12 protein-coding genes are annotated in these 13,117 nt (G+C 68.2%); 9 read left to right on the top strand and 3 right to left on the bottom strand.

Features of this window, described 5'->3' with window-relative positions; translation table 11 throughout:
• Window positions 1-58: 58 nt before the first annotated feature.
• From dprA to MC375_RS03125, 6 genes are all read left to right on the top strand, one after another.
• Window positions 59-1,210 (top strand): DNA-processing protein DprA, encoded by a 1,152-nt coding sequence (dprA, locus tag MC375_RS03100; RefSeq protein WP_242101808.1) that lies wholly within the window; start codon window positions 59-61, stop codon window positions 1,208-1,210.
• 254 nt (window positions 1,211-1,464) lie between these two features.
• A complete protein-coding gene (locus MC375_RS03105; RefSeq protein ID WP_242101809.1) occupies window positions 1,465-1,956 on the top strand; it encodes a DUF494 family protein in 492 nt (163 codons plus the stop codon).
• A 208-nt stretch (window positions 1,957-2,164) separates the two neighbouring features.
• A complete protein-coding gene (locus MC375_RS03110; protein ID WP_242101810.1) occupies window positions 2,165-4,702 on the top strand; it encodes a DNA topoisomerase I in 2,538 nt (845 codons plus the stop codon).
• 55 nt (window positions 4,703-4,757) lie between these two features.
• Window positions 4,758-5,321, top strand: coding sequence for a Sua5/YciO/YrdC/YwlC family protein (locus MC375_RS03115; RefSeq protein ID WP_242101811.1), 564 nt, complete (start codon window positions 4,758-4,760; stop codon window positions 5,319-5,321).
• 115 nt (window positions 5,322-5,436) lie between these two features.
• Entirely contained in the window at window positions 5,437-6,126 is a 690-nt protein-coding gene (locus tag MC375_RS03120) for a DUF4124 domain-containing protein (RefSeq protein WP_242101812.1), read from the top strand.
• Window positions 6,126-6,800 (top strand): DUF4124 domain-containing protein, encoded by a 675-nt coding sequence (locus MC375_RS03125; protein WP_242101813.1) that lies wholly within the window; start codon window positions 6,126-6,128, stop codon window positions 6,798-6,800. The genes MC375_RS03120 and MC375_RS03125 overlap by 1 nt, the downstream gene beginning before the upstream one ends.
• 48 nt (window positions 6,801-6,848) lie before the next feature.
• Here MC375_RS03125 and MC375_RS03130 read toward each other — a convergent pair whose 3' ends face one another.
• A complete protein-coding gene (locus MC375_RS03130) occupies window positions 6,849-7,637 on the bottom strand; it encodes an SDR family oxidoreductase (RefSeq protein ID WP_242101814.1) in 789 nt (262 codons plus the stop codon).
• Between the two features lie 76 nt (window positions 7,638-7,713).
• On the opposite strand from MC375_RS03130, the gene MC375_RS03135 reads away from it, so the two are divergent.
• Window positions 7,714-7,947: a hypothetical protein gene (locus MC375_RS03135; RefSeq protein WP_242101815.1), complete on the top strand. Its 234-nt coding sequence runs from the start codon at window positions 7,714-7,716 to the stop codon at window positions 7,945-7,947.
• 103 nt (window positions 7,948-8,050) lie between these two features.
• On the opposite strand, the gene sppA is transcribed toward MC375_RS03135, so the two are convergent.
• Both sppA and MC375_RS03145 read right to left on the bottom strand, forming a co-directional pair.
• Window positions 8,051-9,937: a signal peptide peptidase SppA gene (sppA, locus tag MC375_RS03140; protein WP_242101816.1), complete on the bottom strand. Its 1,887-nt coding sequence runs from the start codon at window positions 9,935-9,937 to the stop codon at window positions 8,051-8,053.
• Window positions 9,938-9,999: 62 nt separating this feature from the next.
• Window positions 10,000-11,406, bottom strand: a complete 1,407-nt coding sequence (locus MC375_RS03145) for an MATE family efflux transporter (protein WP_242101817.1) — start codon at window positions 11,404-11,406, stop codon at window positions 10,000-10,002.
• Window positions 11,407-11,502: 96 nt separating this feature from the next.
• On the opposite strand from MC375_RS03145, the gene MC375_RS03150 reads away from it, so the two are divergent.
• Both MC375_RS03150 and MC375_RS03155 read left to right on the top strand, forming a co-directional pair.
• Complete coding sequence (locus tag MC375_RS03150) at window positions 11,503-12,720, top strand: DUF3667 domain-containing protein (RefSeq protein ID WP_242101819.1); 1,218 nt, start codon at window positions 11,503-11,505, stop codon at window positions 12,718-12,720.
• Window positions 12,717-13,037: a DUF4286 family protein gene (locus MC375_RS03155; protein WP_242101820.1), complete on the top strand. Its 321-nt coding sequence runs from the start codon at window positions 12,717-12,719 to the stop codon at window positions 13,035-13,037. Before MC375_RS03150 ends, MC375_RS03155 begins: the two co-directional genes overlap by 4 nt.
• The last annotated feature ends 80 nt before the right edge of the window (window positions 13,038-13,117 follow it).

The following is a 13,117-nucleotide window of genomic DNA, read 5'->3' on the forward strand; positions in this document are numbered from 1 at the left end:
CGCACGATGCGACGGCGCCCGAGGGCGCCGTCGCTGTTTATGCGCCAGTCTGGCGACCATGCCCGACGCCGCATTGCATCGCCTACCCGTCTCCGAGCCCGAAGCCCTGCTGCGACTGATCGCCGCCGGCGGCCCTGCGGCGCCGCGACGGCGCCTGCTGGAACACCACGGCGCTCCAGGCGAGGCCCTGCGGGCGGGCGCCAAAGCCTGGCGCGAGGCCGGTCTGGACGGCCGCCAGATCGATGCACTCCAGGCACCCGATGCCGCCCTCATCGCCCACGCCTGCCGCTGGCTCGAGCACCCGGAGCATGCCGTGATTGGCTGGCATGACCCGGACTACCCGCCTCTGCTGCGATCCATCGCCAGTTCGCCCCTCGCTCTGTGCATGGCGGGTGACCCCGCCCTGTCGTGGCGACCCGTGGTGGCCATCGTCGGCAGCCGCGCCGCCACCGCCGCCGGATGCGAGCATGCCGTCGAATTCGCCACCCGGCTGGCCCGGGCCGGTTTCGTCGTGGCCAGCGGTCTGGCCTCGGGGATCGACGCGGCGGCGCACCGGGCCGCGCTCGCTGTGGGCGACACCACCACCGTGGCGGTGCTCGGCTGCGGGCCGGATATCGCCTACCCGCGGGTCCACCGGCAACTGCTGACCGAAGTCCAGGCACGCGGCTGCGTGATCAGCGAGCATCTGCCCGGCACCCAGGCGCGGCGTGAGTTCTTCCCCAGCCGCAACCGGATCATCGCCGGCCTCAGCCTGGGCACGCTGGTGGTGGAAGCCGGCGAGCGCTCGGGTGCGCTGATCACGGCGCGGCAGGCAGCCGAGGCGGGCCGCGAGGTCTTCGCCGTGCCCGGCTCGATCCGCAATCCGCTGGCGCGCGGCTGCCATCGCCTGATCCGCGACGGCGCCACCCTGGTGGAAACCGCACAGGAGGTGATCGAGCAGCTCGCACCCATGGCGGCCGACCATGCAGTGGCCTTGCGGGCAATGCTGAATGCCCCCATTCCAGCGGGCTCCGACCCATCCGTGCCGCGGGTGGCCGACCAGGACCGCGACTACAAGCGCTTGTGGCTGGCCCTTGGCCACGACCCAAGCCCTATGGATGCGCTGGTGGAACGCAGCGGATTGACGGCTGCGGAACTGTCCTCCATGCTGCTGGTCATGGAGCTGGAAGGCCGGGTTGTCGTCGAACACGGTCGTTACTCACGCAGGTGAGTTCACAACGGTGAGCTCACGCAAGTGATTTCCCGCAGCGCTCCGGGCCGCCTCGGCCGGCACGCACCGCGATCCAGGACGGATCGCAACCGCCACCGCGGGGGGAAGCATGCCGGTTACGGTGTGCGGTGGCGGCGGCCGGATCCATCGGCCACGACGCTGGCGGGCACGGAGCCCGACGGCGAACCCGGCGAGCTGCCTGCTTCTGGCAGGTCAGCACTTCGACGCGCCGCGTGCGGCGCAGGCCGAGGGAAATGAAAGAGAGCATCCTGGACGTCCTGCTGTACCTGTTCGAACACTATTTCGCCGAAGACGCCGCCCCACCACTGGGCGATCGTGATGCCCTCAACAATGGTGCGCTGTTCAACGAGCTCACCGATGCCGGGTTCAGCACGGCCGAGATCCACAAGGCTTTCGACTGGCTCGGCGCCCTGGACGAGCAGCGGCCGGTCGCCGGCACGCCGCGCGCCAAGGGCCCGACCCGGGTCTATTTCGGCCCGGAGCTGGACAAGCTCGACACCGAATCCCGCGGCTTCCTGCTGTTCCTGGAGCAGCACGGCATCCTCGATTCCGACCAGCGCGAGCTGGTGCTGGACCGGGCGATGGCCCTGGACCAGGACGAGCTGGACCTGGAGGACCTGAAGTGGGTCGTGCTGCTGGTGCTGTTCAACCAGCCCGGTTCCGAAGCGGCCTACGCGTGGATGGAAACCCAGATGTTCCTGGACGAGCCCGAGCCGGTGCATTGAGGCCCGGCCCTCCGTGAAGGGCGCGGCCGGGCCCTTCACGGAGGGCTTCGTGCCCTCGGGGCACGCCCACGACGCTTGACACGGCCGCCAGCGCCGTGACACCACTATAAAAAGAACGTACCTGAACGCCCGTGGCCGCCGGCCCCGGGCGTTGCCATCTCTGCCGGCTCTTTTGCGTCGCCGCGTGCGCGCCCGGATCGCTTCCCCCATGGCCAAGAACCTGCTCATCGTCGAATCGCCCGCCAAGGCCAAGACGATCAACAAATACCTCGGCAAGGACTTCCAGGTCCTGGCTTCCTACGGCCATGTCCGCGATCTGGTGCCCAAGGAAGGGGCGGTGGATCCCGAGCGCGGCTTCGCCATGGACTACACGCTGATCGAGAAGAACCAGAAGCACGTGGAGGCGATCGCCAAGGCGGCCAAGGCGGCCACTGGCATCTTCCTGGCGACCGACCCGGATCGCGAAGGCGAGGCGATCAGCTGGCATATCGCCGAGATCCTGAAGGAGCGCGGTCTGCTCAAGGACAAGACCCTGCAGCGGGTCGTGTTCACCGAGATCACTCCGCGCGCGATCAAGGAGGCCATGGCCAAGCCGCGCGCGATCGCCGCCGACCTGGTCGACGCGCAGCAGGCACGGCGCGCGCTCGATTACCTGGTCGGCTTCAACCTCTCGCCGGTGCTGTGGCGCAAGGTCCAGCGCGGCCTGTCCGCGGGCCGCGTGCAGTCCCCCGCCCTGCGCATGATCGTGGAGCGCGAGGAGGAGATCGAGGCCTTCATCGCGCGCGAGTACTGGAGCATCGAAGCCGAACTCGCGCACGCTTCGCAACCGTTTACGGCCAAGCTCACCAAGCTCGACGGCAAGAAGTTCGAGCAGTTCACCGTCACCGATGGCGACACCGCGGAAGACGCGCGCCGACGCATCGTCGATGCCGCCAAGGGCGCGCTGCACGTCACCGACGTCGCCAGCAAGGAACGCAAGCGCCGTCCGTCGCCGCCGTTCACCACCTCCACCCTGCAGCAGGAAGCCTCGCGCAAGCTCGGCTTCACCACCAAGCGCACCATGCAGGTGGCGCAGAAGCTGTACGAGGGCGTCAACATCGGCGAGGAAGGTACGGTCGGCCTGATCAGCTACATGCGTACCGATTCGGTCAGCCTGTCGTCGGAAGCGCTGGGCGAAATCCGCGACGTGATCGCGCGCGACTTCGGCACCCAGTCGCTGCCGGACAAGCCCAACTTCTACCAGACCAAGTCGAAGAACGCGCAGGAAGCGCACGAAGCGGTGCGCCCCACCTCCGCGCTGCGCACGCCGGCGCAGGTCGCGCGCCATCTCACCGACGACGAGCGCAAGCTCTACGACCTGATCTGGAAGCGCGCGGTCGCCAGCCAGATGGTTCCGGCCACGCTCAACACCGTGACCGTGGACCTGGCCGCCGGCAGCGAACACAGCTTCCGCGCCAGCGGCACCACGATCATCGCGCCCGGGTTCCTGGCCGTGTACGAGGAAGGCAAGGACACCAAGACCGCGGACGACGAGGACGAAGGTCGCAAGCTGCCGCTGATGAAGCCGGGCGAGCGCGTGCCGCTCGATCGCATCCACGCCGACCAGCATTTCACCCAGCCGCCGCCGCGCTTCACCGAAGCGGCGCTGGTCAAGGCGCTGGAGGAGTATGGGATCGGCCGTCCGTCGACTTATGCCTCGATCATCCAGACCCTGCTGTTCCGCAAGTATGTGGAGATGGAAGGCCGCAGCTTCCGGCCCAGCGACGTGGGCCGCGCGGTGTCGAAGTTCCTTACCGGGCACTTCACCCGCTACGTCGACTACGACTTCACGGCCAAGCTCGAGGACGATCTCGACGCGGTCAGCCGCGGCGAGGAAGACTGGGTCCCGCTGATGGAAAAGTTCTGGGGGCCGTTCAAGGAGCTCGTCGACGAGAAGACCGAGAGCGTCGACCGTTCCGAGGCCACCGGCGCGCGCGAACTCGGCACCGATCCCAAGTCCGGCAAGCCGGTCAGCGTGCGCCTGGGACGTTACGGTCCGTACGCGCAGATCGGCACCGCCGAAGACGAGGACAAGCCGACCTTCGCCAGCCTGCATCCGGGCCAGTCGATGCACACGATCTCGCTGGAAGACGCACTGGGGCTGTTCCGGCTGCCGCGCAAGCTGGGCGAGTCCGGCGGCGAGGAAGTCAGCGTCGGCATCGGCCGCTTCGGCCCGTTCGCCAAGCGCGGCAGCAGCTATGCCTCGCTGAAGAAGGAAGACGATCCCTACACGATCGATCTGGCGCGGGCGATCTTTCTGGTCGACGAGAAGGAAGAGATCGCGCGCAACCGGATCATCAAGGAATGGGACGGCAGCGACATCCAGGTGCTCAACGGCCGTTACGGCCCCTACATCAGCGATGGCAAGCTCAACGGCAAGATCCCCAAGGATCGCGAGCCCGCATCGCTGACCCTGGAGGAAGTCACCCGCCTGCTGCAGGAAACCGGCAAGCCGGCGCGACGCGGCTTCGGTGCGAAGAAGGCGGCTGCGAAGAAGGCGGCGCCCGCAAAGAAAGCCGCGAAGGCGCCTTCGAAGAAAGCCGCCGGCAAGACGACTGCGAAAAAGGCCACGACCAAGCGCACGGCGAAAAAGGCCTATGTCAGTCCGCATCCGGAACCGGCCAAGCCACTGGTCACGCCCGCCAAGGTGATCGAACCGGGCAAGAAGCGCGTGGTGAAGCAGGCCAAAGACGATGCGCCGTTCTAGGCGGGCGACGGCCACGTGGATCCGGCTTGGCCGGCGCGCGCCCTAGGATCGCGCCATGCCGGGTCATTTCAATGTGGCCCCAGCCGCCGCGCTCCTGCGGCGCGGCGGGGTGATCGCCTATCCCACCGAAGCGGTCTGGGGGCTGGGCTGCGACCCGCGCAATGAGGCGGCCGTGCTGCGCCTGCTGCAGATCAAGCAGCGCGACATCGGCAAGGGCCTGATCCTGATCGCCGCGCATGTGGAGGACCTGAAGCCCTATGTCGACTTTGGCGCCCTGCCCGAAGCCGCGCTTGCCGAGGTCCTCGCCTCCTGGCCCGGCCCCCACACCTGGATCGTGCCCGCCGACGCAGCCACACCGCGCTGGCTGACCGGCGACCACGACTCCATCGCCGTGCGCGTGAGCGCGCATTCCACCGTCATCGCGCTGTGCAGGGCGTTCGGGGGCGCACTAGTCTCGACCAGCGCCAACCCCGCCGGTGCGCCGCCACCGGTCGCCCTGGCGGACTTCGATCCCGCCTTGCTGCAGGCGATCGACGGCGTGGTCGAAGGCGACACCGGCGGCCTCGAACGCCCGACCGCGATCCGCGACGCGCGCACCGGCCAGGTGCTGCGTTCCTGAGCGCGACGCGCTGATCTCCTGCTCGCGACCTGCATCCTGAATCCGGACGAACGTCGCTCGCCTGCCGCCCGCGTTTTCGCTTTGCCTGCGACGGGTGCTGGCGCAAGATGCGCGCATGGCCGCGTTTCGCTTCCTGATCGCCCTGTGCTGCGCCTGCTGGGTGGTTCCGGCGGGCGCCGCCGAGGGCGTCACCATCTATCGCTGCACCGATGCGCGCGGCAAGGTGGAACTGCGCGATTCGCCTTGCCCTTCAGGCGTCCAGCAGACGACGCGGGAGATGGTGCGTCCGGTCGACCCGCCCCGGCCACAGCGGCTCGAACCGGTGCGTGTCGAAGCTCCCGCTTCCTACGATCCGCAACCCACCCGCGTGATCTACGTGAACACGCCGCGGCCGATGTACGAATGCGTGACCCCGGACGGCAGCCGCTACACCAGCGAATCGCCCGAGGGCAATCCGCGCTGGATGCCGCTCTGGGCGCTGGACTATCCGGTGCTCGCCGAGCGCGACATGTACACCCCAGGTGGCGGCAGCATTCGCTATCGCGACGGCCGCTGGGCGGCCGACTATCGCAGCGGTGGCGTAACCCGCCGCGTGGTGCCGACCATCGCCGCGTACGGCGCCGGCACCTGGGTGCGCGATGCCTGCCATGCGCTGCCGCAGCAGGAAGTCTGCGAACGCCTGATCGACCGGCGCGACGAAGTGCGCCGCCTGTTCTTCAACGGACAACCGTCCGAACGCGCGGTGCTGGAACGTGAGGAACGCGCGATCAATGCGCGCCTGGCTACCGATTGCGGAGGACGCTGATGCGGATGTGGTGGCTGCTGTTCCTTGTGCTGTCGACCAGCACCGACGCGATGGCCCAGCAGGCCGTGGTCCTGTATCGCTGCACCGACGCGCGCGGCGTGGTCACCCTGCAGAACGACACGCCCTGCCCCAAGGGCCAGCGGCAGGAAAAGCGCGTCGTGGAAGCGGCCGCCACGGCCGCGCCATTCCCGGTTCCGCTGCCGTCGCCGCCAGCGGAGATCGTGCAGATGCCCGCCGCCCCGAGCCGGCCGCAAGCGGATCAAGCCATTCCATCGAACGCAGTCGACACGTTGGCGCCTGTCAGTCCGGTGCTGCCGCTGCCAGCAGCGCAGACACGCCCCGGCGAACGGCTGCCACCCCCACCCTTGTACCAATGCAACACGGTCGAAAACGACAGCTATCTCAGCGACACGCCGGACCCCAAACCGCGCTGCGTGCGCGTGGAAACGGTCGGCATCGACGGCTCGCAACAGCTGGGCGCTGGCCAGGCCTGCACGATGGTCTACGACCAGTGCCAGCGCATTCCCGACGGCGCCGCCTGCCCCGCATGGCGCAAGCGGGTCAACGAAGCCCAGGCCGCCTGGACCTTCGCCCGCGCCGACAGCGCGGACGCGCTGAAGGCCGAGTACGAACGCATCGCCCGCGTGGTCGCGGAAACCACCTGCAATCAGTAGCGATGTGTCGCTTGACAACGACTCCGGGCGCAGTCCTCGCGCACGATGTCAGAACCCGTACCGCAAGAAGCCGCCGTCCACCGCCAGGCATTCGCCGGTGATGTAGCTGGCGGCGGGCAGGCACAGGAAGGCGACGGCGGCGGCGACTTCTTCTGGTTCGCCGATGCGACCCATCGGGGTGCGCAGCAGCACCTCGTCTAGATAGTCGGGGTCGGCTAGCTTGGTCGATGTGCGGCGGGTGCGGATGTACCAGGGCGCGACGCAGTTCACACGCACGCCGTCCTCGGCCCATTCCACCGCCAGGTTGCGGGTCATCTGGTGCAGTGCAGCCTTGGTCATGCCGTAGGGTGTACCGGAACGCACGTGGATCTCGCCCGACACGCTGCCGATGTTGACGATGCTCGAGGCCGCATGTTTGGTCAGCAGCGGGTAGGCGTAACGGCACAGCTCGAAGGCGCTGAACAGGTTGACCTCGAAGATCTCGCGCCACTCGTCCTCGCCGTAGTCGGTGGTCGGCTTGGTGAGGTTGCCGCCGGCGTTGTTGACCAGGATGTTGAGGCCTTCGCCGCGGGTTTCGCAGATGTCCTCGACCCAGTCGAGGACTTCGCGGCGCTGCTCGTCGTCGGCGACGTCGGCGACGAAACCGCGCACATCCGCGTCGGGAAGTTCATCGGCCAGCTCGTCGCGCGCGTTCTCGAGACCGGTCGCATCCCGCGCCACGATCAGTACGGCGGCGCCGAAGCCCAGCAGTTCGCGTGCGATCGCACGGCCGATGCCCGCACTGCCGCCGGTGACCAGGGCGAGTTGGCCGTCGAGGCGCCAGCGCTGCGGATCCATGGCCAGGTCATCCCGTGCAGGTCGATCGGCGTAGCATAGCGCCGCGGGTGGCCGCGCCCGCAGGGAGGACGCCGCCATGCATCACCACCGCAAGTCGATCGCGCTGGCCTGCGCCTTGCTCATCGCACTGGGCGCATGCGGCAAGCCGCAACCGCCGGACAAAGAACAACCTCCCGAACCGCAGGCGCAACGTTCGGAGCTGCGCGACGCGGTCCAGCAACCGATCGAACGGGCCAGGCAGGCGGATGCCGACGTGCAGAAGGCCGCCGAGGCACAGCGCGCGGCGATCGACGCCGCCACCGGCGGCTAGCGGAGTCCTGCTCGCGTAGGGAGTAGGCAAGCGTAGGGCGGGCCTTGACCCGCCATCGGAATAATCGACAAGCGAACAAAGGCGGGTCGAGACCCGCCCTGCATCAGAATCCGCAGAAGCAATAGGCCAGCGCCTTGACCGGCCTGCCGGGCGTGGTCTCGAGCGCGGACTGCAGGAATTTCAGGTCGCGTGCGGTGTGCGGCGAGGCCTTGGCGGCCAGCATCTGCAGCCAGGACGCATCGCGCAGCCAGTGCGCGCCCATGCGGCTGGAGGCGAAGCGGCTGAAGAACCGCTCGAACGGCGTGGCGGCCTTCTCGACGTAGCGCACGCGATACGCATCGGGCTTGCCCAGCTTGGCGCGTTGCGCGGCGTCCACGATGGCATCGTCCAGCCCGCCGAAGGCGTCGACCAGACCGCGCTCGCGCGCCTGCGCGCCGCTCCACACGCGTCCGCGTGCGATCGCGTCGATCTGCTGCACGCTGCGCTTGCGCGCCTGGGCGACGCGGCCGGTGAAGTCGCGATAGCCCTTGTCGATCACCGCCTGGATCACCTGGCCGACTTCCGGCGCCAGCGGCCGGGTGATGTCGAATGCACCGGCCAGGCGCGTGGTGCCGACACCATCGGTATGCACGCCGATCTTGTCGAGCGCACGCGGCGCGGTGGGGAACACGCCGAAGATGCCGATCGAACCGGTGATCGTCGACGGATCGGCATAGATGCGATCGGCATTCATGCTGATCCAGTAGCCACCCGACGCAGCCAGGTCGCCCATCGACACCACGACCGGCTTTCCCGCCTGCTTCAGGGCGACGACTTCGCGCCGGATCTGCTCGGACGCGAACACTTCCCCGCCCGGCGAATCGACCCGCAGCACCACCGATTTCACCTTCTCGTCGTCGCGCGCATCGCGCAGCAGGGCGGCGGTGGATTCGCCACCGATCGTGCCGGGCGGCTGCTCGCCGCCGGTGATCTCGCCCTCGGCCACCACGATGGCCACCTGCGGACGCTCGTCGACCGCCTGCAGCGCGCCATCGACGTGCTTGAGGTAGCCGCCCAGGTCCACGGCCCGGAATCCGGTCTCCGAATCCTCGTCGGCGACGCCCCGCTGCGCGAGCAGGGTTTCGACCTCCTCCTGGGTCTTGAGCCCGTCCACCAGTCGCTTGGACTGGGCGTAGCGCGCAAGATCGCCGTTGGCAGCGATGAGTTCGGCGGGAAGCGCATCGATGTCGGCCGCAAGCGACTGCGGGGTGGATTTGCGCAACCTTGCGACATCGCCCAGATAACGCTGCCACACGTCGTTCATCCAGAACAGGTCGGCTTCCTTGGCTTCAGGCGAGGCCGCGTCGAGCACATAAGGCTCGGCCGCGGACTTGTATTCGCCCACCTTGAACAGGTGAATGTCGACGCCAAGCTTGTCCTGCAATCCCTCGCGATAGTACTGGCGGTAGCGGCCCAGGCCTTCGAGCAGGATCCCGCCCATCGGATCGAGATAGACCTCGTTGGCCTGCGCGGCCAGCAGGTACTGGGCCTGGTCGAAGCTTTCGCCAAAGGCCACCACCTGCTTGCCGGCCGCGCGGACCCTGGCGATGGCATCGGCCACCTCGCGCAGCGATGCGTAGCCGGAGAACCGCATCCGGTCGGTGCGCAACAGCACGCGTTCGATGCGCTTGTCGGTGCGCGCGGCATCGAGCCCGCGCAGCAGATCGCGCAGCTGCACTTCCTTGCAGTCCTCGCCGCCGGTCGCCTGGGACAGCCCGCGACTGATCGCGTCGCAGGAATACTGTTCCACCAGCGCGCCTTCGGGCGCGATCACCAGGGTGGTACGGCCAAGCAACGGCCTGGCGCGATCGCCGGCCCCGATCACGGCCAGCAGCAGCAGGACGAACCCGAAGAACAGCAGGTTGAATGCCAGCCGGCGGGTGAAGTTCATCGCGTCCCACAGCCCCTGGAAGAAGCGGGCGATCGGACCGCGGCGGCGGGGTTCGTTCATCTGTGCTCCGTGGCGCAAGCGCCGGGGGTTGTCCGCAGCTTAGCCGGGCGGACGTAAGGGTTTCATGCGTCGTTGGTCACCATGACCTGCGCCGCTCCCGCCACCATGGGGACGCGCCGGCTGCTGCGCAAGAAGCGGCCCGCCATCAGCACGGCGGCGACCAGCAGGCCGGCGATCAGGCCGGTCCACATCCCCTGCGGACCATAGCCCAGGGCCAGCCCCAGGCCCGCGCCCACCGGCATGCCGATGCCCCAGTAGGCCAGCGCCGCGAGCAGCATCGGCACGCGGGTGTCCTTGATCCCGCGCAGCGCGCCTGCCGACATCACCTGGACGCCATCGGGAAACTGGAACGCAGCGGCGAACAGCAGCAGCGACGCCGCCAGCGCCGCCACTGCCGCGTCATGTGTGTACAGCGCGACGATGGCGTCATTGCCCAGCAGCATCACCCCGGCCGCGATCGACTGCGTTACCAGCAGCAGGGCATAACCGGCGAACGCGGCGCGCCGCAGGCCGTCGCGATCGGCGCGCCCCAGCGCATGGCCGACGCGTACCGTGGTGGCTTCGGCCAGCCCGAACGGAATCATGAAGCTCAGGCTGGCGACATTGATCGCGATCTGATGCGCAGCCGAAGGCACCGGACCCAGGCGCCCGATCAGCAGGGCCGTGGCGATGAACAGCCCGCCTTCCATCGCCACGGTGACGCCGATCGGCAGGCCGGTCTTCAGCAGCTCGCGGATGGTCGCCCAGCGCGGGGCTTCGGCATGCGCGAATAGGCGCAGGTCGGCGAAGCGCCTGGCCTTCCACAGGTACAGCGCGAAGCACAGCGCCTGTGCCCACATCATCATGGCCGACGCCGCGCCCAGCCCCAGCGCACCGAGCTCGGGAAGGCCGAACATGCCGAAGGTCAGCACGTATCCGGTGGGCGCCAGCACCAGCAGGCCACCGAAGCCAAGCACCATGCTCGGCAGGGTCCAGTGCAGTCCATCGCTGAGATAGCGCATGCACAGATACAGGGTGAATGCAGGGATGCCCCAGCGGATTCCGCGCAGGAACTCGGTCGCCGCCGGCCGGATCTCCGGCGCGATCCCGAGCCAGGCCAGCCCGTACGGCGCCACGCTGAGGAAGGCGAACATGGCCACGCCCAGCATCGCCGCCAACCACAGTGCCTGGCGGAACTGCTGGCCGATTTCGGCACGGCGGCCGGCACCGTCGAGCCGCGAGACCAGCGGCGGCAGCGCCATCAACGTGCCCATCGGGATCATCATCGGCAGCCAGAACAATGCGGTGCCGACCGATACGCCGGCGAGCGTAGCGGTGCCGTGGCGACCGGCGATCACGCTGTCGACGAAGCCGATCAGGCCGCTGGACACGTGCGCGGCGGCCAGCGGCGCGGCCAGCACGGCGGTGGTGCGCACTTCATCGCGGAAGCGCCGGGGCTGCGGAGAGGCGGAGGACATAATGAAGGCCATCACGACTGCGGCGGCGCATCGGAGCGTGCGCGCTGGCGCCGGGTCGCGGCAGGCGCGTATCTTACCCGCTGCCTCGCGCAGCTTTCGATCCACACGATGAGCGAATCCACCCTTCCGGTCGAAGCTGGCGACGATCCTGCAGCGCATGTCGCGCGCTGCGAGAATTGCGCAACCGTGCTGCAGGGCGATTACTGCCACCAGTGCGGGCAGTCCGCGCACAATCCGCTCGAACACGTCGGCCACGCGATCGAGGAGGTGTTCGAGTCGTTCTGGCACCTGGACGGCCGCATCTTCCGCACCCTGCGCCAGCTGTTCGTACCCGGGCGCGTGGCCATCAACTATCTGGCCGGACATCGGGTGCGCTACATCCCGCCGCTGCGCCTGTTCGTGATCCTCAGTCTGCTCACCTTCTTCATCGGCAAGCTGGTCCTGAACGTCGGCGAAGGCGTGCGCATGGAGGGCGTGGAGGCCGAGATCGGGCGCGCGCAGACCATCGCCGAAGTCGAGCAGATCCGCGACCGTCTGCTAGCCCCGATCGAAAAAGCCGAACAGGCGGCCGCGAAGACTCCGGGCGCGAACCCGGCCCTGATCGCCGCGCGCGTGCGTATCCAGGGCGAGGCCGCGTCCCGCATCGCCGAGCTGCGCGAACAGGCCGCGAAAGCGCAAGCGCCTGCCGACGCGACCGACCGGGGCACGACACCGGCTGACAACGTGGCTCCCGCGAAGGTGACCGTATCGCCGCTGGCGCAGGAGGACGACGATTCATCGTGGGTATGCCGGTTCAATGAGCGGCCGTTCGACGCCAAGACCAATCCGGTGAAAGCGGCCTGGATGCCCGGCTTCGCCAACCGCTGGCTCAACGCACGCATCGGCAGGGGCTGCGAGAACATCAAGGACGCCGATCGCAACGGCGAGCGCCTGTTCCAGCAATTCCTGGGCGCCATCCCCACCGCGCTGTTCCTGCTGATGCCGCTGTTCGCGCTGCTGTTGAAGCTGCTTTATCTGGGCTCCGGCCGCACCTATCTGGAACATCTGGTGGTGGCGTTGTACAGCCACGGCTTCCTGCTGCTGATGCTGCTGGCCCTGTTCATGCTCTCGGCTGCCAGCAATGCCGGTGCTCCGGCCTGGTTCACAGGCCTGGGTTATGCCGCGATCTGGATCTGGATGCCGATCTACCTGCTGCTCATGCAAAAACACGTGTATCGCGGCGGCTGGTTCACCACCGTGTTGCGCTACGTGGTGATCGGCACCGTCTACATGTTGCTGGTGAGCTTCGCCACGCTGTACGCCGCCCTGATCGGGATCTCGTCGTGAGCGCAACGGCGCAGGGCGTCATCTACGAGGTCAGCGTGGATCTCGAGAGCGCCATCGCCGATGAATACCACGCATGGCTGCGCCAACACATCGCGGAGATGCTGGCGCTTCCCGGATTCCTCTCGGCCCAGGTGTTCGATGTGCTCGAGCCGGTGGCAGCGGGACGCGTCACGTACTGCGTGCATTACCGCCTGCGCGATGCCACGGCGCTCGCGGATTACCTGCGCGATCACGCAGCGCGGATGCGTAACGAAGGCGCGGCACGCTTCGGCGACCGTTTCCGCGCGAGCCGTCGGGTCCTGCGCGAAAGCAATTGACTCAGGGGGCGGCGATTTCCGGACGCCCACTTACCGGAATGTTTCCATTCGGGCGAATGTCTCTTTGCTCATAGCGCGCA

The organism is Lysobacter sp. M2-1 (genome assembly GCF_022662495.1).
Classification (GTDB): Bacteria; Pseudomonadota; Gammaproteobacteria; order Xanthomonadales; family Xanthomonadaceae; genus JAKPBU01.